General features: G+C 43.0%; 19 protein-coding genes, 2 tRNA genes and 2 rRNA genes. 4 read left to right on the top strand and 19 right to left on the bottom strand.

Going from position 1 to position 25,053, the window contains the following annotated elements:
• Nucleotides 1-80: 80 nt before the first annotated feature.
• From AC2SLO_RS02215 to AC2SLO_RS02200, 4 genes are all read right to left on the bottom strand, one after another.
• A 23S ribosomal RNA gene (locus tag AC2SLO_RS02215) occupies nucleotides 81-2,933 on the bottom strand.
• A 309-nt stretch (nucleotides 2,934-3,242) separates the two neighbouring features.
• Nucleotides 3,243-3,318, bottom strand: a tRNA-Ala gene (locus tag AC2SLO_RS02210).
• Between the two features lie 86 nt (nucleotides 3,319-3,404).
• Nucleotides 3,405-3,481: transfer RNA gene (locus AC2SLO_RS02205), tRNA-Ile, on the bottom strand.
• A gap of 66 nt (nucleotides 3,482-3,547) precedes the next feature.
• Nucleotides 3,548-5,084: ribosomal RNA gene (locus AC2SLO_RS02200) — 16S ribosomal RNA — on the bottom strand.
• The 16S and 23S rRNA genes sit together here with 2 tRNA genes alongside, the layout of an rRNA operon.
• A gap of 622 nt (nucleotides 5,085-5,706) precedes the next feature.
• Here AC2SLO_RS02200 and AC2SLO_RS02195 point away from each other — a divergent pair.
• Entirely contained in the window at nucleotides 5,707-6,525 is an 819-nt protein-coding gene (locus AC2SLO_RS02195) for a hypothetical protein (RefSeq protein WP_486543812.1), read from the top strand.
• Between the two features lie 22 nt (nucleotides 6,526-6,547).
• Here the strand turns inward: AC2SLO_RS02195 and AC2SLO_RS02190 are convergent, their stop codons facing one another.
• From AC2SLO_RS02190 to AC2SLO_RS02170, 5 genes are all read right to left on the bottom strand, one after another.
• Nucleotides 6,548-7,621, bottom strand: a complete 1,074-nt coding sequence (locus AC2SLO_RS02190; protein ID WP_486543813.1) for a glycosyltransferase family 2 protein — start codon at nucleotides 7,619-7,621, stop codon at nucleotides 6,548-6,550.
• A 67-nt stretch (nucleotides 7,622-7,688) separates the two neighbouring features.
• The gene (locus tag AC2SLO_RS02185; RefSeq protein WP_486543814.1) at nucleotides 7,689-8,858 is read right to left on the bottom strand and encodes a hypothetical protein; all 1,170 of its coding nucleotides are present in this window, start codon (nucleotides 8,856-8,858) and stop codon (nucleotides 7,689-7,691) included.
• Nucleotides 8,855-10,066 (bottom strand): glycosyltransferase, encoded by a 1,212-nt coding sequence (locus AC2SLO_RS02180; RefSeq protein WP_486543815.1) that lies wholly within the window; start codon nucleotides 10,064-10,066, stop codon nucleotides 8,855-8,857. Before AC2SLO_RS02180 ends, AC2SLO_RS02185 begins: the two co-directional genes overlap by 4 nt.
• A gap of 91 nt (nucleotides 10,067-10,157) precedes the next feature.
• The gene (locus AC2SLO_RS02175; RefSeq protein ID WP_486543816.1) at nucleotides 10,158-11,768 is read right to left on the bottom strand and encodes a glycosyltransferase family 2 protein; all 1,611 of its coding nucleotides are present in this window, start codon (nucleotides 11,766-11,768) and stop codon (nucleotides 10,158-10,160) included.
• A gap of 463 nt (nucleotides 11,769-12,231) precedes the next feature.
• Entirely contained in the window at nucleotides 12,232-12,864 is a 633-nt protein-coding gene (locus tag AC2SLO_RS02170) for a DNA glycosylase (RefSeq protein ID WP_486543837.1), read from the bottom strand.
• 311 nt (nucleotides 12,865-13,175) lie between these two features.
• On the opposite strand from AC2SLO_RS02170, the gene upp reads away from it, so the two are divergent.
• Nucleotides 13,176-13,811, top strand: a complete 636-nt coding sequence (gene upp / locus AC2SLO_RS02165) for a uracil phosphoribosyltransferase (protein ID WP_486543817.1) — start codon at nucleotides 13,176-13,178, stop codon at nucleotides 13,809-13,811.
• 35 nt (nucleotides 13,812-13,846) lie between these two features.
• On the opposite strand, the gene AC2SLO_RS02160 is transcribed toward upp, so the two are convergent.
• The 6 genes from AC2SLO_RS02160 to AC2SLO_RS02135 all read right to left on the bottom strand — a co-directional run bounded on the left by AC2SLO_RS02160 (nucleotide 13,847) and on the right by AC2SLO_RS02135 (nucleotide 19,146).
• Nucleotides 13,847-14,587 (bottom strand): hypothetical protein, encoded by a 741-nt coding sequence (locus tag AC2SLO_RS02160; protein ID WP_486543818.1) that lies wholly within the window; start codon nucleotides 14,585-14,587, stop codon nucleotides 13,847-13,849.
• On the bottom strand, nucleotides 14,587-15,069 hold the full coding sequence (locus AC2SLO_RS02155; RefSeq protein ID WP_486543819.1) for an acyl-CoA thioesterase: 483 nt from the start codon (nucleotides 15,067-15,069) through the stop codon (nucleotides 14,587-14,589). Before AC2SLO_RS02155 ends, AC2SLO_RS02160 begins: the two co-directional genes overlap by 1 nt.
• A 20-nt stretch (nucleotides 15,070-15,089) precedes the next feature.
• Entirely contained in the window at nucleotides 15,090-15,911 is an 822-nt protein-coding gene (locus tag AC2SLO_RS02150) for a uroporphyrinogen-III synthase (RefSeq protein WP_486543820.1), read from the bottom strand.
• 64 nt (nucleotides 15,912-15,975) lie between these two features.
• Nucleotides 15,976-16,992, bottom strand: a complete 1,017-nt coding sequence (gene hemC / locus AC2SLO_RS02145) for a hydroxymethylbilane synthase (RefSeq protein WP_486543821.1) — start codon at nucleotides 16,990-16,992, stop codon at nucleotides 15,976-15,978.
• A 129-nt stretch (nucleotides 16,993-17,121) separates the two neighbouring features.
• On the bottom strand, nucleotides 17,122-17,862 hold the full coding sequence (locus AC2SLO_RS02140; RefSeq protein ID WP_486543822.1) for a LytR/AlgR family response regulator transcription factor: 741 nt from the start codon (nucleotides 17,860-17,862) through the stop codon (nucleotides 17,122-17,124).
• A gap of 123 nt (nucleotides 17,863-17,985) precedes the next feature.
• Complete coding sequence (locus AC2SLO_RS02135; RefSeq protein WP_486543823.1) at nucleotides 17,986-19,146, bottom strand: sensor histidine kinase; 1,161 nt, start codon at nucleotides 19,144-19,146, stop codon at nucleotides 17,986-17,988.
• A 95-nt stretch (nucleotides 19,147-19,241) separates the two neighbouring features.
• Here AC2SLO_RS02135 and argH point away from each other — a divergent pair, with 95 nt between their 5' ends.
• Together argH and AC2SLO_RS02125 are read left to right on the top strand one after the other, a co-directional pair.
• Nucleotides 19,242-20,627: an argininosuccinate lyase gene (gene argH / locus AC2SLO_RS02130; RefSeq protein ID WP_486543838.1), complete on the top strand. Its 1,386-nt coding sequence runs from the start codon at nucleotides 19,242-19,244 to the stop codon at nucleotides 20,625-20,627.
• A 26-nt stretch (nucleotides 20,628-20,653) separates the two neighbouring features.
• The gene (locus tag AC2SLO_RS02125) at nucleotides 20,654-20,953 is read left to right on the top strand and encodes an oxidative damage protection protein (protein ID WP_486543824.1); all 300 of its coding nucleotides are present in this window, start codon (nucleotides 20,654-20,656) and stop codon (nucleotides 20,951-20,953) included.
• Between the two features lie 104 nt (nucleotides 20,954-21,057).
• Here AC2SLO_RS02125 and phoU read toward each other — a convergent pair whose 3' ends face one another.
• The 4 genes from phoU to pstC form a co-directional block, all read right to left on the bottom strand.
• Complete coding sequence (gene phoU, locus AC2SLO_RS02120) at nucleotides 21,058-21,813, bottom strand: phosphate signaling complex protein PhoU (RefSeq protein ID WP_486543825.1); 756 nt, start codon at nucleotides 21,811-21,813, stop codon at nucleotides 21,058-21,060.
• A 218-nt stretch (nucleotides 21,814-22,031) separates the two neighbouring features.
• Nucleotides 22,032-22,943 (bottom strand): phosphate ABC transporter ATP-binding protein PstB, encoded by a 912-nt coding sequence (gene pstB, locus AC2SLO_RS02115; RefSeq protein WP_486543826.1) that lies wholly within the window; start codon nucleotides 22,941-22,943, stop codon nucleotides 22,032-22,034.
• Between the two features lie 64 nt (nucleotides 22,944-23,007).
• A complete protein-coding gene (gene pstA / locus AC2SLO_RS02110; protein WP_486543839.1) occupies nucleotides 23,008-23,901 on the bottom strand; it encodes a phosphate ABC transporter permease PstA in 894 nt (297 codons plus the stop codon).
• A gap of 71 nt (nucleotides 23,902-23,972) precedes the next feature.
• Nucleotides 23,973-24,923, bottom strand: coding sequence for a phosphate ABC transporter permease subunit PstC (gene pstC / locus AC2SLO_RS02105; RefSeq protein ID WP_486543827.1), 951 nt, complete (start codon nucleotides 24,921-24,923; stop codon nucleotides 23,973-23,975).
• Between the last annotated feature and the right edge of the window lie 130 nt (nucleotides 24,924-25,053).

Genomic DNA, 25,053 nt, shown 5'->3' with positions numbered 1-25,053 from the left:
AATCAATGTATTATCAGGATGATATCGAAATAATTGGCTGTCTCTGTTTTATCAGAGCTACAAAACCACTTGGGTGTTGTATGGTCAAGCCAAACGAGCAATTAGTACAGGTTAGCTACACGCATCACTGCGCTTCCACACCCTGCCTATCAACGTTGTAGTCTTCAACGGCTCTTAAGGGAAATCTAATCTTGAGGTTGGCTTCCCGCTTAGATGCTTTCAGCGGTTATCCAATCCGAACGTAGCTACCGGGCAATGCCATTGGCATGACAACCCGAACACCAGCGGTTCGTCCACTCTGGTCCTCTCGTACTAGGAGCAGATCCTCTCAAATTTCCAACGCCCACGGTAGATAGGGACCGAACTGTCTCACGACGTTCTAAACCCAGCTCGCGTACCTCTTTAAATGGCGAACAGCCATACCCTTAGGACCTGCTTCAGCCCTAGGATGAGATGAGCCGACATCGAGGTGCCAAACACCGCCGTCGATATGAACTCTTGGGCGGTATCAGCCTGTTATCCCCAGAGTACCTTTTATCCGTTGAGCGATGGCCCTTCCATACAGAACCACCGGATCACTAAGACCTACTTTCGTACCTGCTCGACTTGTGGGTCTCGCAGTTAAGCGCGCTTTTGCCTTTATACTCTATGAACGATTTCCGACCGTTCTGAGCGCACCTTCGTACTCCTCCGTTACTCTTTAGGAGGAGACCGCCCCAGTCAAACTACCCACCATACATTGTCCTCGGTATTGTTATACCTGAGTTAGAACCCCAACATGACCAGGGTGGTATTTCAAGGTTGGCTCCACAAATACTGGCGTATCTGCTTCAAAGCCTCCCACCTATCCTGCACAAGTCAGGTCAAAGTTCAATGTAAAGCTGTAGTAAAGGTTCACGGGGTCTTTCCGTCTAGCCGCGGGTACACAGCATCTTCACTGCGATTTCGATTTCACTGAGTCTCTGCTGGAGACAGCGCTGCCATCATTATGCCATTCGTGCAGGTCGGAACTTACCCGACAAGGAATTTCGCTACCTTAGGACCGTTATAGTTACGGCCGCCGTTTACTGGGGCTTCGATCAAGACCTTCGCATACGCTAAGCCCATCAATTAACCTTCCAGCACCGGGCAGGCATCACACCCTATACGTCCACTTTCGTGTTTGCAGAGTGCTGTGTTTTTAATAAACAGTTGCAGCAGCCTGGTATCTGCGACTGTCAATAGCTTACGGAGCAAGTCCTTCACCATCGACAGCGTACCTTCTCCCGAAGTTACGGTACCATTTTGCCTAGTTCCTTCAGCAGAGTTCTCTCAAGCGCCTTGGTATTCTCTACCTGATCACCTGTGTCGGTTTAGGGTACGATTCGTTTATGACTATCGTTTAGAAGCTTTTCCTGGAAGCATGGTATTTGCCACTTCGCTGTACAAGTACAGCTTGCTATCAGATCTCAGTATTAACAGCCCGGATTTACCTAAGCCGTCTACCTACATCCTTTCACTCAGACAACCATCGCTGAGCTGGCATAACCTTCTCCGTCCCTCCATCACATCATAAACAAGTATCAGAATATTAACTGATTTCCCATCGACTACGCCTTTCGGCCTCGCCTTAGGGGTCGACTCACCCAGCCCCGATTAACGTTGGACTGGAACCCTTGATCTTCCGGCGTGGATGCTTTTCACACCCATTATCGTTACTCACGTCAGCATTCGCTCTTGTGATACCTCCAGCATGCCTTACGACACACCTTCACAGGCTTACACAACGCTCCCCTACCACTTGAAACATGTTCAAATCCGCAGCTTCGGCTCCTAGTTTGAGCCCCGTTACATCTTCCGCGCGGGCCGACTCGACTAGTGAGCTATTACGCTTTCTTTAAAGGATGGCTGCTTCTAAGCCAACCTCCTAGCTGTCTATGCCTTCCCACTTCGTTTCCCACTTAACTAGGAATTTGGGGCCTTAGCTGGCGGTCTGGGTTGTTTCCCTCTCCACGATGGACGTTAGCACCCACCGTGTGTCTCCCGGATATCACTCATCGGTATTCGGAGTTTGCATCGGTTTGGTAAGTCGGTATGACCCCCTAGCCGAAACAGTGCTCTACCCCCAATGGTGTTCGTCCGAGGCGCTACCTAAATAGCTTTCGGGGAGAACCAGCTATCACCGAGTTTGATTAGCCTTTCACCCCTATCCACAAGTCATCCCCTAGCTTTTCAACGATAGTGGGTTCGGTCCTCCGGTGCCTGTTACGGCACTTTCAACCTGCTCATGGATAGATCACTCGGTTTCGGGTCTATACCCTGCAACTAATTCGCCCTATTAAGACTCGGTTTCCCTACGGCTCCCCTAATGGTTAACCTTGCTACAGAATATAAGTCGCTGACCCATTATACAAAAGGTACGCGGTCACGGATCAAGTCCGCTCCCACTGCTTGTACGCACACGGTTTCAGGTTCTATTTCACTCCCCTCACAGGGGTTCTTTTCGCCTTTCCCTCACGGTACTGGTTCACTATCGGTCAGTCAGGAGTATTTAGCCTTGGAGGATGGTCCCCCCATCTTCATACAGGATTTCTCGTGTCCCGCACTACTTAATATGCTTGCATTTATGTTTCGAATACGGGGCTATCACCCACTATGGCCAGTTTTCCCACACTGTTCTTCTACATAAAATTAAGTCGGCTCCTCCCCGTTCGCTCGCCGCTACTAGGGGAATCTCTATTGATGTCTTTTCCTAAGGGTACTGAGATGTTTCACTTCCCCTCGTTCGCTTCCTAATAAATTAGGATACCTAACTTACGTTAGGTGGGTTTCCCCATTCAGAAATCTCCGGATCGCAGGTTATTGCCACCTCCCCGAAGCTTATCGCAGGCTGTCACGTCTTTCATCGCCTCTGACTGCCAAGGCATCCACCATGTGCGCTTAATTACTTGACCATACAACCCCAAAGGGTCTTTGTCAGCAATTATAACGATATCACCTTGATAATTTACGCTTGATTCAGTTCTCTTTACTTTGTAACCAACCTCTTGGGATAACAACTGATGTCGTTAAAGAGGTTGGTTACTGGTTGACACCTAAACGTGAAAGATTAGGTATCAACCGTATTACAACTCATATCTATGTTTTTAAATAATAATAACGCTGTCATCCAGTCGTCATATGCTTTCTGTATAAAACAGAAGTAAGTAATCAGTAATCACTTAATTCTGGTTTATCTATTACTCTTAATCTGTATCACCAAATGGTGGAGCCAAGGAGAGTCGAACTCCTGACCTCCTGCGTGCAAGGCAGGCGCTCTACCAGCTGAGCTATGGCCCCTGAGAAGCGTGAAGAAATGTGCTGGGAGCACATTTTAGCTTCGCAAGAGAAAATCTGTGATTTTCTAGTGCTTTCCGTATGATAAGTGGTGGGTCTGATAAGACTTGAACTTATGACCCCCGCGTTATCAACACGGTGCTCTAACCAGCTGAGCTACAGACCCTGAGCTTAAAGCTTACTAAAACCAAAGAACAACTTGTTGTGAATTCTTGCTGACCGGATGCGTCAATAAGGAGGTGATCCAGCCGCAGGTTCCCCTACGGCTACCTTGTTACGACTTCACCCCAGTCATCAACCACACCGTGGTGAGCGCCATCCTAAAAGGTTAGGCTACCCACTTCTGGTGCAATCAACTCCCATGGTGTGACGGGCGGTGTGTACAAGGCCCGGGAACGTATTCACCGCGGCATTCTGATCCGCGATTACTAGCGATTCCGACTTCATGGAGTCGAGTTGCAGACTCCAATCTGGACTACGATAGGCTTTTTGAGATTCGCATCACATCGCTGTGTAGCAGCCCTCTGTACCTACCATTGTAGCACGTGTGTAGCCCTGGTCGTAAGGGCCATGATGACTTGACGTCGTCCCCGCCTTCCTCCAGTTTGTCACTGGCAGTATCCTTAGAGTCCCCGGCCGAACCGCTGGTAACTAAGGAAAAGGGTTGCGCTCGTTGCGGGACTTAACCCAACATCTCACGACACGAGCTGACGACAGCCATGCAGCACCTGTATTCTAATTCCCGAAGGCACTCCCGCATCTCTGCAGGATTCTAGATATGTCAAGACCAGGTAAGGTTCTTCGCGTTGCATCGAATTAAACCACATGCTCCACCGCTTGTGCGGGCCCCCGTCAATTCATTTGAGTTTTAACCTTGCGGCCGTACTCCCCAGGCGGTCTACTTATTGCGTTAGCTGCGTCACTAAGGGATCAAGTCCCCCAACGACTAGTAGACATCGTTTACGGCGTGGACTACCAGGGTATCTAATCCTGTTTGCTACCCACGCTTTCGAACCTCAGTGTCAGTATGATGCCAGGAGGCTGCCTTCGCCATCGGTATTCCTTCAGATCTCTACGCATTTCACCGCTACACCTGAAATTCTACCTCCCTCTCACCTACTCTAGCTCACCAGTATCAGATGCAGTTCCCAGGTTAAGCCCGGGGATTTCACATCTGACTTAATAAGCCACCTACGCTCGCTTTACGCCCAGTAATTCCGATTAACGCTTGCACCCTCTGTATTACCGCGGCTGCTGGCACAGAGTTAGCCGGTGCTTATTCTGCAGCTAATGTCATCGCTTATGGGTATTAACCATAAGGTCTTCTTCACTGCTTAAAGTGCTTTACAACCAAAAGGCCTTCTTCACACACGCGGCATGGCTGGATCAGGGTTGCCCCCATTGTCCAATATTCCCCACTGCTGCCTCCCGTAGGAGTCCGGACCGTGTCTCAGTTCCGGTGTGGCTGATCATCCTCTCAGACCAGCTACAGATCGTCGCCTTGGTAGGCCTTTACCCCACCAACTAGCTAATCCGACTTAGGCTCATCCAATAGCGAGAGCGCAAGCGCCCCCTTTTCCCCGTAGGGTGTATGCGGTATTAATACGAGTTTCCCCGTGCTATCCCCCACTACTGGGCAGATTCCTAAGTATTACTCACCCGTCCGCCGCTCGACGCCTGATAGCAAGCTACCATCGTTTCCGCTCGACTTGCATGTGTTAAGCCTGCCGCCAGCGTTCAATCTGAGCCATGATCAAACTCTTCAGTTTAATCTTGCTATGAAGTCCTTTAAAGAGACTTCTAAACTTGGCTCATCCTATTACTAGCAAATTTGCTTTCCGTATGTTTCATATAATGAATTAACTTCGAGTTTCTTTACTAATTAAAGAATGATAATTTTTATAGTTAGTCACTACCCCGATAAGAGATAGCCCCAACTTTAATTTTTAGCATCCTAAATCAGCAAAAATCCACACAAGTTGTTCTTTGATTTTAGCTTTTAAATAGTTTCTTAGCTTGTCGTCCAAGCCTAAGTTAAATCTTTTGCTACACTCAGTTATTATTAATTAGTAATAACGTTGTTGCTTAGCAGGCTGACAATTATATAGATTTCGATATCTTTGTCAACACTTAATTTTAATTCTTTCTAAGTGAACTCGCTTCTAATCTCTCGATTAATTCGCTGTTGTCCGTCTTAGTGAGGGCGTATTATAGAGGGTTTAATTCTAGTGTCAACCCTTGATCTAAAAGTATTTATTTTTAGTGAAGATTAAAGTCTTTTTTGATTGATAACTGAATTCTTGTTTACATCAAACCTTATATTAGTTAATTACCTCTGCTCTACTAAACTTTATAATACAGACACCATATCACTATAAAAGTGCTTCGTTTATGACCTATAAGACAGAACTTAAATCAGAGTTACCTTCTAACTCTCAAATACTTAACCAGACTGACCTTTTTGAAAAGGATATCCTTCAAGAGGCTTATCTAACCCTACCCCGTTTTTTCATTGAACACTTATTAGATAGCCAAAGAGTCGTTCTTATCGCCAACAATCCTGCTATTAGCACAGAAATTTTGGATAGCACCTTACAACAAGACGATATTCTGGTGTTGTTCAATCATTTTATTCAAGCCGATTACTTCACGAGCAGCCCATTGGCTCAACCATTGCTTAAATTATTATTTTTTAGGCAAATAGGTGACAGTCTTCTACATTTCGGCTTACCACCACGTCGCAACAATCTACCCGCTATCGAGCAAATACTGAAAGATGGCAAAGTTGGTTTTCTTTTTGGCAATGAGGGCTATCACTTTCCTACTGTAGAAGATGACCCTAATCCTGATGACGATCCTATTGATGACAGTGTGACACTCGTAATTAGCAATTTATTACGTCAGGCAATAAGCGATGACTACTACACTAGAATCTTAAACGATATGCACCCAGTGGTCGCTGATTATCCTGTTTATGAAAACATTCATTCATCAGCCCCCTCATCAGGTTTTTTAATGTATCGCTTAATGCTCGCAGTGCAAGCTTATTTAAAAGACCAGTATGAACACCCGCTAGAGATTGTGTTACTTGGCTTTAATCATAATAAGAGCACAGAATATTTTTGGCATGGACATAACTGGGATTTTGAAAGACAGGAAATGTCTAATCTACCTGATAACGTCACAAGAATTAAAACAACTGAGTCGTAACCTCATTGATATCATATTTAGTTTATACGAATGGCGCATCAGGACAGTGCGCCTTATCGACTTCTTGCGAAGTAGGTTGTCTTAATATGTCAATTGGCTTGGCTTGATTATTATCCCATTTAATCAGTCCCATATCTACAAACTCGGTTAGCCAACCTGACATCGGCCAATGTTGCCACTTATCAAAAAACTGATTGGCATTAATAACGATACTGTTTAAGTGGTTAAGCGGTGGCCGATATACCGAATGCTGTTGATGATAAACAACATCACTGGTGAGGTAGAAATCTATATCTAGCTTGCGAGCAGTAAAGGCAAAATCTGTATCCTCAGCACCGTAGCCTACATAGCTGGTATCAAATCCGCCTATATGCTCAAACTGTGATTTATAAATTGCGAAACACAAACTCCAAAACGAGCCATAATCATCAGTTTGCTCTATTTTAGTATCGTCTTTGTCTATCAGATATTTGTCTGTAGAACCACTCGATGTTTGAGCCTCAATTAATACCTTTGATACCAGATTATGTCGATAAGGATTTGGCACTGACAAAGAATCTAACCACTTTGTAGACAATATACTTTCTTTATTATTCTCATCTTCAGCTTCACTATAAAAACTTAATCGTTGAGTCTCTTCTTCCGTCAAAGGACGCGTTAAATAAAGAGGTTGTCCCATGATTAGGCTTTGTGGGTACTGCTTAATTTTGTTCGTTATTCCTGCAATAAAATCCGCTGAGGCGATACAATCAACATCTAAAAAAATAAGAATATCATAGCTTGCCCGCCTCGCACCTAAATTACGATTACGACCAATATCAAACCGTGCTGACAGTTTGTTTTCAGAGTCGTCTTCTATGGTCTGACTGGCTGTGGTAGGAACTTGAATGATATTTAAATCAAAAGTATTCAGTCTATTTTTATCCGCATCATCATTAACAATAATTACCTCAGCAGGCTGCATAGCCCCTGATTGCAAGCTTGCCAGCAAATTATATAAATGATTATTACGCCCATAGCAGGTCGTAATCACACTGACAGGTAAGATATTGTCTGAATTATTATCTGCAGATCGAGTGTGGGAGACAAGAGGCATGACTGTGGATATTCCTTGATTTTGATGGTGCTGCTTAGAGATTAGACTTGGCTTTTAAAGTCCAAACTCAATTCTGACGCTTGGGCTGGATACTAAGTTGCGGCAGTAACCACTTATAAAACCAGTGTTTAACACTTTTGTGTTTAACGAGGCTTTGACTAAAGTCAGCTGTCGCAGATTGAGAAAGCATGTCCCGCAATGAGCGATTGGTATTCGGAATGGTTGCCATATTGCTATCAACTAACTGCTCGAATGCGATGGCTCGACCACACGAGATGAGTGCTTGCGCCATTTGCTGCTGTTCATCATGTGGACGTTCATCCGGAATAACAACCAAAGGCGTATCGTATTGGCAAACCTCCCCCACGGCATTGAGGCCACAGGCCATCATCAATAAATCGCTATACTGTAAAAAAGGAGTGACACTGTCTACTTGGGCCGCTAAATCAACAGACGATTTTGCTTCGGTAGTGATAGGACCAAGCGAAATAATATAAGCATCAGGTAGTAACTCTCTTAGCGTGGGCAATAAAGTATCCACTGTTTCATGCCCGCCGAACCCTTTTATAACCGTTACTATAGTAGACGGCCGTCTTGGATCGAGCAGGTTCTCTTGCTGATTGGCTAAATCAGCGACCATTGCCTTAAACTGTTCTTTTGAAAGATTTTGCTTAGAGAGGGATTGATTTGCAAAACCCAAATATAAGGTTTTGTCACGTACCCACTGCGGCACACTGGCAGATTCTAATGCTTTTGGATACGGCGCTAACAATCCAATAGCACCAGCAAACGCATTTAGATGCGGTGAATCATTGCGCTCACCTGGCAGGCGTACATATAAATAAGGGATGCTGGCAGTTCGGCATAACAAAGCGACTTCAACACTTAAATCAACAATCATCAAGTCGATTTTGCGGCTTTGTACTTCTGACAGTAAGATGTGACTGCGCTGCCGAATATTATTATTCCCAACCGGTGAGTAGTGCAAGCAATCAGGCTGCCAATAAACACCTGCTCTACCCGGCAAAACATCTGAATTCATTTCATGTTCATCTGGTAGGCGTATGATATTTCTGAGGTCTACATGCCGAAAGATATAATTATCTTCAGGCAAACTGGTAAATACCGTCAAATTGTCTGATGAGGCCTTATCGAGTAACTGCAATTGAGCCGCTAATTTATCTGCTTGACGGCAGTGCCCTGTACCATGATGGTGCGCATAATACCCGATATTCATAGATTATACGTCTCATCTATAGATTGATAACCAGCAGCTAGCTGTGCTGATACACCATCACAACCTTTCTCTGCTAGGTTATTAATCGTCTTAAAATAACAAGATAAGTATCCATCTACCATCGCCTGTACAGAGCAAAACGCCTCTGCTCGAGCACGGCACGCTTGTCGTGAGATATTCTTAATATCACTGAAAGCAGCGATAAATTTCTGCTCGTCATGCTTTGGTACAATAATACCGCTGTCTCCTGTAATAATATCCTTACTCGCACCAGCATCGAAACCAATAACAGGGCATCCGGCCGCCAGACTTTCAGCCAGAGTTAGTCCATAAGGTTCATCCCATGTACTGGTAAACAGCATGGCTGTCGACTGCGTTAGATAGCCGTTTATTTCATTCTTAGTCAGATGCCCAACATAATTAAACAAGCCTTGACCGCCATTTTCCGACTTATCTCTCTTTAAAATCGGAGCTACTTTTTCATTAAAGTAGTCAAGATTGCTTTTGGGCCCTGCAATGGTTAGTTTTTTATTGGCTTTTAGGCAATACTGCATCGCAAGATGGGTGCCTTTTTCTGGACAAATCCTGCCAAACCAAAAATAAGACTCTTCCTTAACCTCATCGGTATTGCATACAAATGATTGAACATCGACGCCATTATAGACAACGGTAGAGGCAACAAATTCCTCAAATAGGTGTTGTTGAAAATTGCTGACACTCGTGAACTGGGTGTCTGTACCTTTACTTAGCGTCAGTAACGCCAAACGTAACTGTGGAAAAATAGGCGTATGAAAGGTGGTTATCAATCTTGGTCCAAGCGCTTGACCAACCAGCATCGGTACATAATGTAAGCTGTGGTTGTGAACCATATCAAATTGACCTCGATTGGTCGCTTCAATAATCTCTCGCATGGCATCTTGGTATAAGTGATACTGGTACAGCTCATCACGCGTCATACCCAGTGAAGTGTGTTCATTGGGGTATATTTGCTCATCGAATGCCTCACGTGTCATCAGTGGTCTTAATATTGCACCTGTTTGACTGTCTTTGTGCGCATAAAGGGTTACCTCATGCCCACGCTTAACCAGCTCATCACACAGTAAATGAGTAATCAACTCCAACCCGCCAGCATAAGGCTCAGCGATGGGATATAAAGAATGCGCGATAATGGCAATTTTTAGAGGCCGGTTCACTCCCTCTGTAAACATAGAGCGTCCTTAATTTGTATTCGTTATAAACGATTTATTATTGTTATTTCGAGACTTTTTACGTTATATAAAGCAGTTAAATATTTTCAAGCTAGGCAATACTTTTAAATACATCGGCACTGAACTCTGTGCTATTTAACCTCTCTAGACTGTTACTAGCAGGTTGACTGAAGCCAACATTTGACTCTGAATAATTAGACATAAGCACCGCAGCTGCGGCTAATTTTAAGCCTATTATTGATAAAGCACAGACCGTCAACGCTTTTGAATGCGGCCATACCATGACAACTGTCCCAATATTGAGGCCGGTTAAAAGCTTAGGAAGCACTCTTGCTGCTTGCCACTGATTTTTCAATGTTTTTTGTGGATGGGTATTGACCTTTGGCGTACATATAAACGGCTTTTGCTGTCCCCACAACACAGGAAGCCATGACAAGGCGCCAATTTCCCAAAAATTTAGGTGCACAACCCAAGCACGTAATCTATGAATAATAGAGGTTTTATAAGTAAGGGTTTTTCTATCAGCCTTTGATCCTCTTAGCTTAGTCATCAAAGATTTAAAGGGATTAGTCTTAATAGAAGAAGATGCTGAAATATCTGTCTGAATTGGATCTGGCACGGTTAGCGGTTTTGAGTCACTTAAATACGCCCATAATCTACGACTAATAAAAACAGCGTATCCTGCAAAACTAAATTGCAGCGCTGTTAATGAGATAGATAATAAAGACTCTTGGTCAACGTAGTTATTAACAATCAGACCGCCAATACCCAATGTTTGCAGCAGTATAAAGACGCCTGTTAAATTTATCCAAGCATTCAATTGAGAGACATGTGCCCGAAGATAACGAACACTCTTAAAGTCAAGAGCCTGCGAGAATTTAAAGGGAAGACGCTTATTTACAGGGTGCTTATCCTGTATCTGATTAGATGAATTAGCCTCAAGCTCCATTTTATTGACTGTCTCTGCGATATTCGATAGCCCTAATTGCTTAGATCTGCGTAGAATCTTGCCGTAATTTCGTAGCACTTGCACGTTGCCATATACCCAGCGTCGGCGCTGTGCTATGAGATCAACTATATTCAGAGGCAACATGCCTGTAGCAATCACCTCATTAACGTACTGAGTGCGTTCCCCATTTAGATGCAGTAACACACCCATCTGCGCATCCTCTGTTATCGAGTCACTACACCATCCTCCCACTCTTACTAACGCATCTTTTTTAATAACGGCACAGGTACCCGTCGATAATGCCCGCTGCCGATTATTGGGTTTATTTAAATGATAGCTAAAATAATGATTGAGCTCGGTATGTATATCCGCTCTCCCTCTATCCCGATAATATTGAGGAAACTGTAGCAGCGCATGATCAGGAAAGCGCTTAACTGCTTGCTTAATTCTCTCACGTGCCCAAGGAAGAAGCTGATAATCACTGTCAACGACAACAATGTAATCACACGCCTTATCCATCATCTGCAGTGCTAGATTTAACGCGCCAGCCTTATAGCCTACAACGTCATCAATATGATGAAAGCGTACTTTTAGTGACTTAGGCAAACTATTACAGTACTGCTCTAAAGGCTTATAAAGAGCTTCATTGGTATGGTTATTATCGATAATGAGTATCTCATCAGCATGAGATTTAACCACCAACAATGCCTCAATCGTTTGCTGCACGACAGCAGGTGGCTCAGCACGAGTCATCAGTTGAAAGCTTATATTAATGGCAACACCTCAAATAGGATTAATTAGAAATAATTAAAGCAGAAAGCATACGTCTTATCAGCTTTCTTATTAAATACACTGTTAAAATTTTTATTAACTAAATCAAAGCAGTAACCCCATTAGACCACTAATAGACGAGTGGATTATGTGCTTTTTTTGTCCTATCCTTTGAACTATCTGTAAATGAAAGACTAGCTGTGTAACCAAATGCATAAACTGTAACTTTATATAATAGATATAGCTTATCTATGTGACAGATAGATGTATTAAATCTAGGTCAATAGTGCAAATTAAACTAGAAAAATAGCATCAACGACCTTAGCCTTTTCACTAAAATATAGCAAAAGATTAAGGCCGTATTGACAGTCTGATAGGATTAAGAATAAATACGCTGGAAAATCGGAATAATAGCCAGATAAGCTCTAACCCGATTTGAAGAGAACTAGACTTTCCCTACCTGCTCAAAGAAGTCTCGATAAGCGGCCACTTTCTTATCCAATGACAAAGGATAAGCTCGAGACGTAGAGGGTAGTCGATATAAGGTTAAGTCTCGGCCTGCATAAAGGTAATCTATCTGCTGATTGGTCTTGGGCATTTTTGATTTAGGAATGGGCGCGCCTTGCTCTTCTTCTAACAATTGCATCAATATCTCAGTCGCTTTACCACCGGTGGTAAAAATGGTCTTAAGCTGTGGCAGCTGCGACAATATCTCATGTAAATCTACCGTTTCGACAATAGTCAAAAAGCGATCCGCAGCATTACCCTGCTCTCGAATGGCCTTTTTAACGGTCGGGCAAGAGGCGATACCTCGATCATATAAAAAAGCATTGATACGCTCAGGGTCAAAACCTTTTTCTGTTCCATTACGGAAATAATCGGCATTATTAAAGAATACACGCCCATAAATACGCCACATATCATTATTAAAGTTCGGGTAATGAAAAGACATCCCCCATTTATCTGGCGTGGGCGGCAGGGTTCCCATCATCATGACAGTCGCATTTTCAGGTAGCACCGGCTCGAAAGGGTGACTTTCTACAGGTAAATCGCTATTAGTGTTATCGTTATTAATGATTCATTCTCCTCATTATTATTAGCGGGTATAGCTTTATATAAGATTAAAACTATTCATATGATATCTAGCCTATCTAAACTGGCAGGTTTGTCAGTTGCTTTTGTTTTATTGGTATAATTGTTTTGGTAATTTTTTGGCACATATATTAGGGCGTATTCGTTGATACACCCTATTTTATTGCGCTATTTTATGTACACTATAGATAGACTCAAGTGCTATTTAAAATAACATCAGGGTCAGCAAATATCTCTTTATAATACTGTAACTTCATTCTATTCGCCCGCATCCCCCAGACGCTTAACAGAGGTTTTATGAACAATCTGAACATAGAAATCATCGACCATCCCCTAGTCCGTCATAAGCTAAGCTTAATACGACAAAAATGCAGTACTTATAAATTTCGTACTTTGACCAGTGAGCTTGCTCGATTAATGGCTTATGAGGCGTGTCGTGACTTTGAAATTGAAGAGTTTCCGATGGAAGGCTGGGATGGTAGTGAAATTAAAGGTGAGCAGATTATAGGTAAAACGGTGACCGTCGTACCTATTCTACGCGCTGGATTGGGTATGTTAGATGGGGTTTTAGATTTGATTCCAACTGCTAAAATCTCAATGGTTGGCTTACAGCGAGATGAAGAGACACTACAGCCCGTACCTTTTTTCGAAAAGTTGGTTGCTGATGTTGATAAGCGCCCTGCTCTAATCATTGACCCTATGTTAGCGACTGGCGGCTCAATGTTAGCAACCATTGAGATGCTAAAGAAGAAAGGCTGCTGTTCAATTAAAGCGCTAGTCTTGGTTGCTGCGCCTGAGGGCGTGCGTTTGATTAATGAGCATCATCCAGATGTTAAGATTTATACCGCCTCGTTGGACAGTCATCTAAATGACGATGGCTATATTATCCCCGGTCTTGGCGATGCTGGTGACAAAATCTTTGGTACTAAATAAAAGCAAAGCTAAACTCTAGGTTCGCTCTATTCGCTTTAACGCATCGTATAATGCCTAATCAGATATTGACTATCAAGTTGGGCATTATTTTTATTTGTATGTGACTCTTCTTTGGTCAGAATTAACTGATTGAAATCTAGAATCATCACTTCATTACGCAAACCATCACTGGTACGCTTATTGTGCTTTACTGCAAAGGCTTTGACGTATTCTGAGGCTGCGGTAATGATATTTAAAACAATCACAGGATTTGTATTAACAGTTGATTTAGACGTAGAAGGCTTTCGCTGATTATTATTAATATGAGAATGGCGCACAGCATCATTTAATGCCTTAAACGGATTGAGAGTGCTAATTAATAACTTCTCTTGCCTAACGATACTGGGAAGTTTTCCGCCAACCAATACAACTTGACCGGCTGGCAGGCGCTGAGTATGCCGCATCAGCTCGTGCCTTAATAAGTCAGGCATATCGGCGTTAAAGATATCTTCGTTTTGACTATAAAACGCTCTAAAACTGCGCTGAACATAGCCACCAAAGACCGTAAAGTTAATCCAATCTTGATACATCGGCTCTTGTTGCAGCAACTGACTAAACTGCTTTTGCAGCTCGGCATCCTCTTGATAACCCTGTTGAATAACCGATAACAGCAACTCGTAAGCAGAATCATAATGGTGACCCTGCCATAACAATGGATACAGCGTGCTATCAAGACTCGGTAATAAAGGCGTTAATTCACCGGCAGCAGGGGCCTTTTTGAATAATAAGGAGAACATTAAGTTTGCGGGGTATGACCGACACGCAGCTCAAACGATAAGATGATGCTGCGCTCTGTGTCTGTCCAAGCGACTTTAGCATTGCCCTCTTTATTGAGTCTGACTAAGGCGGAGCTACCGGTTGCCACCACAGCTTGCTGCGCGGTACTAAAATAGCAATACTCCATCACGATGCTGGTATTACCCAGTTTTTTTGTGCGTACGCCAATCAATAGTGTATCTGGATAAACCACCGGCTTTAAGTATTGGCAGCTAGACTCCGCCAACACTGTGGTCACTTCATCATTAAAACAATTAACATCAGACAGATAATTAATCCGCGCTGACTCTGCATAACGATAATAGACCACATTATTAACATGATTAAAGGCATCCATATCGTTCCAAACGACAGGCTGCGCGTAAACACTAGCAAATTTAGTTAAAGCTTCGGGCTTCTCAAATGTTTCTGATACTTTAATAGTCTGCTGACTGCTGCTCATAGTTTATCTCTTATTAATTATTATTCAGGATATTGACTTAAACGCTCAATACCCCGCCAAACCTCATCCACATCCAAGTGTTCAATACGCGTACAAGACAACTGCAGATCTTGCAAGGTCTGAGTCAGGCGCGTCCCAAAGGTTAGATAGCTGAAGTCTATTAATTTCAGTGTTGCGTCTTTACTGTCTAGTAATAAACGCCAATTGGTAAATGCCTCACCACTGCTGACCAGTGCAATCGGCTTTTGATGTGATAATTGGCTCTCTTGCGACTCTTTATTAGTATCAATATCCGCATGCTTTAGACTATCTAACTGTTGCTGCATGGCCTTAAAATTTTGCTCGGCATCGACGGGGATATGACGCTGATACCAAGCAATGGAATCGACTACTATCTCTTTATCTTGTAAATGATTAACGAGTAGCCGTCTACCGCCACGTCCTCGCCAAATCAGCACCTTATCTCCGGCTTGTAAAGTAAACAGCTCCGCCATTCGCATCATGCCCTCATTACTGTATTCATCTGGGCATTGCACCGTCCAATCGGCCTGCCGCAGTACCTCAGCGGTGGTATGACCCACGGCAATAACTGCGCAGCTTGGCACAAATCCATCGGGACAAGCTGCCAAACCCATACGTGCTGCGGTAGGACTCACCACTACTAATGCGTGGTAGGCGTTAGGCTTCTGATAAAAGTCTTGTTGATACTGATACTCGCACTCACTGATATTAATGGGTGTTAATGTCAGTAGCGGCATCTCTAGCACCGTCAACCCTCTATCCTGCAAAGCATCACTTAACAGTTTGGCACGGTTAGCAGGACGAGTATTAATAAATATCATGACAATCGTTACGCGCGTCAGGGTTTAGGTTAATAAGAGAGCTTATAAAATAAATAGAAAGTTATTAACTCTTATTATCAGAATATATGGCCGCTAGGATACTGTCTGCACCTGAACTTAGTAGCTGTTCGGCAACATCAATACCCAATTGCTCGGCTTGTGCTTCACGGTCTGCTTGGTTGCCTGTCATTGCGATACGCTTATCCGCTTTTAGCAATGTCGTTCCATCTTCTGAGCCGACACGGCCACGCAGCCATAAGGTTTTGTTATGCGAATTGGCTTCCTCTTTTTCAATAACTGCAAACGCTGCAATCGGTACCTGACAACCACCTTCTAAACGGCGATTTAAAGCGCGCTCTGCGATAAGACGGATACGCGCCTGACCATCATTTAATGGCTTAAGCAAATTGAGCACTGCCTCATCATCACTACGACATTCGATAGCAAGTGCCCCTTGCCCTACTGCTGGCAGGCTGATGTCAATATCAATTTCTTCACGGATACGGTCGCTTAGCTCAACTCGTTTCAGACCACTGGTCGCTAAAATAATCGCATCATACTCGCCAGCGTCTAGTTTACCCAAACGGGTCTGCACATTACCGCGTAACGACTTAATAACCAAGTCAGGGCGATAAGCTTTGATCTGGCATTGGCGGCGTAAACTGGCAGTACCCACGACCGCACCTTGAGGTAGGTCATCTAATTTGCTGTAGTTATTAGACACAAAGGCATCGGTTGGGGTTTCACGTTTGCAGTAGGTCCCTAATATGAGCCCCTCAGGCAATTCCATCGGCACATCTTTTAGCGAGTGAACCGCAATATCTGCGCGTTTGTCATAAAGTGCTTGCTCAAGCTCTTTGACGAACAGCCCTTTACCGCCAATTTTGGCCAAAGGTGTATCCAAAATCTTGTCGCCCTTAGTTACCATGGTCACTAAGTTCACCGTTAAATTGGGATATAAAGACTCTAATCGCTGCTTAATATGCTCAGCTTGCCACATTGCCAATGGGCTTTTGCGCGTGGCAATATTCAAAGTATCTAATGCAATGTCTACGGTTGTGTTATTCGCTGATGTGGTCATAAATATCTTTTTATCAATGTGGTCAATGTGTGGTGTATTAAAATACGTTAAAAAACACCCCTATTTAATCATAAACACAGGGGTGTTGCAGTGTGGTTATGTTGGCAATACTTTAAAAAACAGGCGTATTTAGTTATTCTTCATACGCTCGCGTAGTGTAGGAACATGACGGCGACTGACAGCCAATGTATCCTCTATCTCCTGAAAGCCTACCTGATACTGACCGGCATCTACCATCTCTAAATACTTCAAATAATCTACATTAATCAGTGCGTTACGGTGAATTCGGAATAATTTGCCATCAAATTCCTGCTCAATCTCTTTTAGAGTGTCATCAATCAAAACCACGCCTTTTTTATGACGTACTTTGACGTACTTTTGATCGGCAGTAAAATAATAGATATCTTCTAATTGGATAATTTCAATGCCTTTATGAGTACGTGCAGAAATAGAATTGCGCTCTGTCGTCTCTTCAATATTATTATTTAACTTGGCAAGCTCATTCATTTGAGCCGCATTCAAATGACTGGCTTTATCCAATGCATTAAGCAAATCTTGTTTTTTAGCCGGTTTGAGCAAATACGCAATTGCATTGGTCTGAAACGCAGTAATGGCGTACTCATCAAAAGCAGTCACAAAAATAATCGCTGGTGGGTGCGCCATTTTATTTAGCTCAGTAGCGCACTCAATACCGTCCATCTCAGGCATACGTATGTCGAGTAACAAAACATCGGGGTGATATTCTGCAACCGTCTTTAAAGCTTCGCGCCCTGACTTTGCTTGTGCCACCACAGTATGCCCTGACTGCTCGATAATCCGTACCAAAAGTGCTCTGGCTAAATTCTCGTCATCACAAACGACTATTTTCATTCACTTATCCTAAGACTGTTTAAAGCGTGTGACTCTCTTCCTTGTTGCCGCTATCTCTTCAATGACTCTAATAATTATCCATCACTCTCACATTATTCTACTTACTTTCTACCCTAACTGATTTTAAAACTGAGCATCATGTAAAGGATAATCGATTCGAGTAACAATCTGTTGATTCTCTGCTGACATGATTATTTTTGCACTGTCACCAAAATTCTTACGCAGGTAATTCTCCTGCACACTAAAATCAAGATATCGGTTTAAGTCGTATTTATTGATATCATTACCCTCTGGGATATTCGAGGTCACGATAACATAGACTTTATTATTCTGCCATTGTACAGTTATGGTTATAAATACCACGTCTGTGCTTAGTCCTGCAACATATAATATCGTTTTTTCTAATACCTGCTGAATACTAAAAGAGGGGATACTCATATCATAAATCAAATCAGCATCAGGCAGATTCCAAGTGACTACCAGTCTATCCTGCAAGCGGTAATGCTCAATAGCAAGGTAATGCTCGCATAGTTCAATCTCATCTTCAAAATTCACCTCATCAGGTTCGTTAAAGCTCATCCGAAATAAATAGGACAAATGCTGCAGCATATCCGTGGCATCTTGCTTTTTGTCATCTACCTCGATGAGTGAAATAAGGGTATTAATAGTATTAAATAAGAAGTGTGGCTCTAATCGCGCCTTAATATATTCGTTTTGGGTGGCCAATCTATATTCAAAGGACTTCTGCAGGTTTATTAAATCACGGTGACGACGTAGATAGTAAATCATCATCACCAACATAAATCCGCCAGTATTCACCGCATGCAGCGCCGTCACCCTGACAATACGTTCAAGAGTTATATCAGTAATACCAAAATAACCAACCAGATATAAGACACTAAAGGCTGCAAATATAGCGACTAACACCCCCGTCAGCAGCATTTTAGTACATACCGTTATCACCCGAGCATCTTTGAGAGATGGGCGCTGTATTTCTATTAAAAAGACAGTGGTAAAAATAGTAATAAATAGGACAATAAAGCTGAGCACATAATAGTTGACAGCGTCTTGCCAACCATTAAACCCCTCTAACTGAAGTCCGGTAATGAATAATGCCCAGACCGCAATATAGGCAAGTCCCTCTAATAATGAAAATGAGCGAGAAAACACGGGTACAAAAAACTCCAAGCGCTCAGCTAGCAAGGTCGACTCGTCCTTTGCTATACTGGGGACTCTGTGCTTTTTACTGGATTTAGACTGATATGACTGCCACCAACGACTCACCAAATAATACCCTTACATCATCGACTCAAACGTCAACTGCTGCTAACGCCTCTCCCCCTGATTCTAACACAGCCGGTAAAGGACAAGGCCAACAAATGTGGGGCGGCCGCTTTAGCGAGGCCACTGACAGTTTTGTTGCCGCATTTACCGCATCGGTTGGCTTTGACCAACGTTTTGCCAGACATGACATTCAAGGCTCTATCGCCCATGCCACCATGCTTGGCAAGTGTGACATCTTAACTCAAGAAGAAGTAGACACCATTATTAAGGGGCTACATCAAGTTCAGCAAGAGATTGATGCTGGTGAGTTTAACTGGTCTATCGCGCTTGAAGATGTACATATGAATGTCGAATCGCGTTTGACAGATATCATTGGCACAGTTGGTAAAAAACTGCACACTGGTCGTAGCCGTAACGATCAGGTTGCCACTGACATTCGTCTTTGGCTACGTGAAGAAGTAGACAACATTGTTGTGCTATTGGTGAAATTGCAAGCTGGTCTATTGGGTCTGGCAGAGAAACACACTAATACCATCATGCCAGGCTTTACCCATCTACAAACCGCACAGCCTGTGAGCTTTGGCCATCACGTGATGGCTTGGTTTGAGATGTTAAACCGTGATACTGATCGTCTAATTGATGCGCGTCGCCGTATTAATCAAATGCCATTGGGCAGTGCCGCACTTGCCGGTACCACCTTCCCTATCGACCGCACAATTACTGCTGAGCTATTAGGTTTTGAAGGTATTTGTGAAAACTCATTGGATGCTGTTTCTGATAGAGACTTTGCGATTGAGTTTACCGCAGCGGCGTCTATCTTAATGATGCATTTATCACGTATGAGTGAAGAGATTATCTTATGGATGTCTGCACAGTTTGGTTTTGTGCAAATTCCTGACCGCTTCTGTACCGGCTCATCAATTATGCCGCAGAAGAAAAACCCAGATGTACCAGAATTGGTACGTGGTAAAGCAGCACGTGTATTCGGTCAGCTGACTACCTTATTAACCTTGATGAAAAACCAGCCATTGGCGTACAACAAAGACAACCAAGAAGACAAAGAGCCTTTATTCGACTGCGTCGATACTCTAACCGGCTCGTTACTTGCATTTGTGGATATGCTGCCTAATATAGTACCTAACAAAGAAAATATGCGTGCTGCAACGATGAAAGGCTACGCCACTGCAACTGACTTGGCAGATTACTTAGTACGCCGCGGCGTAGCATTCCGTGATGCGCATGAAGTCGTCGGCAATGCCGTTGCCTTAGCCATTGAAGAAGGCGTCGATTTAAGCGAGCTTGAGCTTGGACAATTGCAGCAGTTTAGTGATGCTATTGGTGAAGATGTATTTGACTATCTCACCTTAGAAGGCTCGCTTGCTGCCCGTGACCATTTAGGCGGTACTGCGCCGAACCAAGTTATTAAAGCGGTGGCTCGTGGTCGTGAACGCTTGGCTAAATACAATATCGACACTCAATAAACCACTGATATTAATAGGATAAAATAATGACAACTACTTTTGATCCAAAAGCGAATACCGTATTTTGCCGCAAATATAAACAAGATTTACCAAAAATGCCAAAGCCACCTTTTCCTAACAAAAAAGGTGAGGAGCTTCAAAATAGCGTATCTAAAAAAGCATGGGATGAGTGGCTAGAATTACAGACCATGCTGATTAATGAAAACCATTTAAGCATGATTAATCCTGATGCCAAAAAGTTCATTAATGAGCAACGTGAGAAATTCTTCGATAATGAAGACTACGAGCGTCCTTCAGGATATACGCCTGAAACTGACAGCAAGTAAAACGCTTCACTAAACCACCTGAGTGAATATGTAAAAGTTTGAAGCAATAAAAAAGGAGCAACCCTAGGGCTGCTCCTTTTTTAGGTCAGTAATTAACGGCTCCGTTACAAATTACCGTTACCGTTATGGTTACGTGCAGCTATATGATTAGACGCCTCTTGAACCGCTTGTTCTACGGTCACAAAGTCAGTATGTCGCACATCTTTACCACTGGTGCAATAAATAACTAATTCAGCAATATTACGCGCATGATCACCGACACGCTCTAACGCACGCAGTACCCACAAAATATTAATGACTTTAGACACATGACGGCTGTCTTCCATAATATAAGTCATTAAAGATCGCGTCGCTGTTTGATATTCAGCATTCACCACATCATCACTTTGTAATACGGTAAGGGCTTGCTCAGGATCCATACGGACAAAGGCATCAAGTGAATCGAGTAGCATTAGTCGAACTTGATTAGATAAATGCTGAACTTCGGAATACCCTCTTGGTGACTCGCCCTCTTTTGCTAGCTGAACAGCCATACGGGCAATTTTACTGGCTTCATCACCCACTCGTTCTAAGTCAACCACGCCTTTACTTAATGCCATGACGAGACGTAGGTCATTGGCTGCTAATTGACGCTTGGCGACCAGCAAAATAATCTGCTCATCGACCTTAATCTCCATCTGGTTGACGTTAGTATCATCATCGATAACTTTTATGGCGGTTTCAGAATTACCATCAACGAGTGAATGCGTGGCTAAGGTCACTTGTTCTGCTACTAACCGTCCCATCTCCATAAATAGCTCAACACTTTGTCTTAAATCTTGATCAAAGCTTTTAGACAGATGTTTTTCAGATGTGGGCATAAGGATATCCTATTCTTTTTGTGAAATGTTTCCGTACACAACATGTCCATGAACAAACAAGCCAAATAACAGACAATACCTCTAAGTTGTGCTCAGGATTTGTCGCTATTTGGCTTGGCTATCTAAAATTGAGTCGGTATAACTTAGCGTAACGCTTACACTTTATATTAGATAAGCATCAACTAACAATGCTTATTTTTATAAAGAATCGTTTAGCGTTAGCCATAACGACCTGTAATATAGTCTTCAGTCGCTTTTTGTGCTGGGTTAGTGAAGACTTGATTGGTCTCACCCATCTCAACCATATCACCTAGGTACATATAACAGGTATAGTCAGAAACACGAGCCGCTTGTTGCATGTTATGGGTTACGATAGCAATGGTATAGTCGTGTTTTAAGTCTTCGATAAGATCTTCAATCGCACCGGTTGAAATTGGGTCAAGTGCTGACGTTGGCTCATCTAATAACAATACTTCAGGCTTAGTTGCTACACCGCGAGCGATACATAGGCGCTGCTGCTGACCACCTGATAAAGACAGACCAGATGCTTTTAGCTTATCTTTTACTTCTGGCCATAATGCTGACTTTTTAAGCGCCCACTCAACGCGCTCATCAAGATCGGCCTTGCTCAGCTTTTCATACAAGCGCACACCAAATGCCACGTTGTCATAAATAGACATTGGGAATGGCGTTGGCTTCTGGAATACCATACCGACGCGGGCACGTAGTAAGTTCACATCAACATCTTTATCTAAGATATTTTTGCCGTCAAGAATGATTTTACCGTCAGCACGCATGCCTGGGTACAAATCATACATTCGGTTAAAGGTACGTAGCAGCGTAGATTTACCACAGCCAGATGGGCCGATAAATGCCGTTACATTCTTTTCAGGAATGTCGATGTTGATTTGCTTTAGGGCTTTAAAATCGCCGTAATAAAAGTCCAAATCACGGATTTTCATTTTTGGATTTGGCATATTGTCTGGCAAATCAGCAACGGTTTGTTTGGTAAAAGAGGCCGTATCTGGCTGCTCTTGTTGATTACCCGTCTGAATTGGCTGCTCTAACATACTTTCACCACTGTTGTTTGTGGTGTTAACGACTGCTTTTTTCTCTAATGTGTCTGACATAATCATACCTTATATATCACTTAAAAATGAGTAACGGTTGTGTGTGCTTGTTTGTTTAATCAGCTTAATTTTTCTCGCGGCCAACAATACGAGCAAGGATGTTAAGGCCTAATACAGAGAAGGTAACTAACAAAGCACCACCCCATGCAATCATATTCTGTGTGTCATCTGGTGCTGCAGCAAATTGGTAAATGGTCATTGGTAAGTTGGCCATAGCACTGCCCATGTCCCAACTAAAGAATCGGTTATTTAGTGCCGTAAATAGTAATGGTGCGGTCTCACCGGTAATACGGGCAAAGCCTAAAAGAACACCGGTAATCAAACCTGATTTTGCGGCACTCATTGTTACTGAAGTCACTACTTTCCACTTCGGTGCGCCTAGCGCATAAGAGGCTTCGCGCAATTGGTTAGGTACTAAGTTCAACATGGTTTCGGTGCTACGTACCACAACTGGGATAATAATCAGTGCCAGTGCAATAGCGCCTGCCCAACCTGAGAAGCTGCGGTTGTTTACCATTAATGTAAACACAAATAGACCAATAACAATAGAGGGCGCTGATAACAAAATGTCATTTAAGAAACGTGTTGCTTTACCAAGCCATGAGCCTTGAGAGAACTCTGCTAAATAAACGCCAGCCATGAGTCCGATAGGTGCGCCTATCAACAGACCGCTACCTGCAATCATGATCGAACCCACAATCGCATTTCGCAAACCACCCATGGTATTAGGCGGCGGCGTATCGACGGTAAAGATAGGCATGGTAAGCATCGCCTCCATCCCTTTACGCAGTAGATCAAATAAGATCCAGCCCAGCCAAAATAAACCAAAACTCATAGCCAATACGGCAAAGATAAGACCCAGTACGTTATAGAACTTACGCTTTGAGTACAGTGACTTATTCATGCGCTGCTCAAAACTGCTTGGGCTACTAGAGGCTGATGTTACACTTGAATTCATTGTCATAATATTTTTCCTGCCAAATACCTTACATATCTATGATTAAGTCGTCTAAAAATAGCTGCCTAAAATTAGTTACCAGCTCTCTTATCAATACGTGACAACATGATTTTAGATATGGATAAAACAACAAAAGTTATAACAAATAGAATTAAGCCTAGATGTAATAAGGTGGCGACGTGCATTTCACTAGAGGCTTCCGCAAATTCATTGGCAATTGACGAGGTAATAGTCACACCTGAGCCGAATAAATTTGAATTAATGTTATAAGTGTTACCGACTAAGAAAGTTACCGCCATGGTTTCACCCAGTGCACGGCCAAGACCAAGAATCACACCACCAACAACACCCGCTTTGGTATAAGGTAGGATAATCTTATACATGACTTCCCAAGTAGTCGCCCCTGCGCCATAAGCCGATTCTTTTAATAACTCTGGAACCACCGAGAACACATCTCGCATGGTGGCAGCAATAAAAGGAATGATCATAATGGCTAAGATTAACGAGGCAGTGAAAACACCGATCCCCAGCGGCGGTCCGCCAAAAAAGCTACCAATAACCGGTATCGGACCAAAGTTATCAATAATGAAAGGTTGAACATATTTGGCAAATAAAGGCGCTAATATGAAAAAGCCCCACATACCATAAATAATAGACGGAATACCCGCTAATAATTCAATGGCCATACCCAATGGACGCCGTAACGTCTTAGGGCAAAGCTCTGTTAAGAAGATTGCAATACCAAAGCTAACCGGAACGGCAATCAGAATAGCGATAATAGACGTCACAATGGTGCCGTAAATCGGGGCTAAAGCACCGTACTCATCATTAACGGTACTCCAATTTGAACTGGTATAAAAACCAAAACCAAATTCTTTAATGCTTGGCCATGCTCCGATAATTAGCGACAGCATGATTCCGCCTAAAGAAACCAATACTAATAACGCAAAGAACTTGGTCATATTGACAAAAATGACGTCGTTTCTTCGCTGCTTTGCTAGCTGAGCCTGTAAGTCAGACATGGTTACCCCAACATGAGTAGAAATTTAACTTTCTTAAAATTTATAAATCGAAATATAATTAGTAAAAGGCAAGTAAATGAATTGTCATTTACTTGCCAATTGTTTAACATTCATTAACAGTGACAAGTTA

The organism is Psychrobacter sp. CX14 (assembly GCF_057396205.2).
Note: the sequence above shows the minus strand (reverse complement) of the source record. Positions and strands in the feature narration are given on the sequence as shown.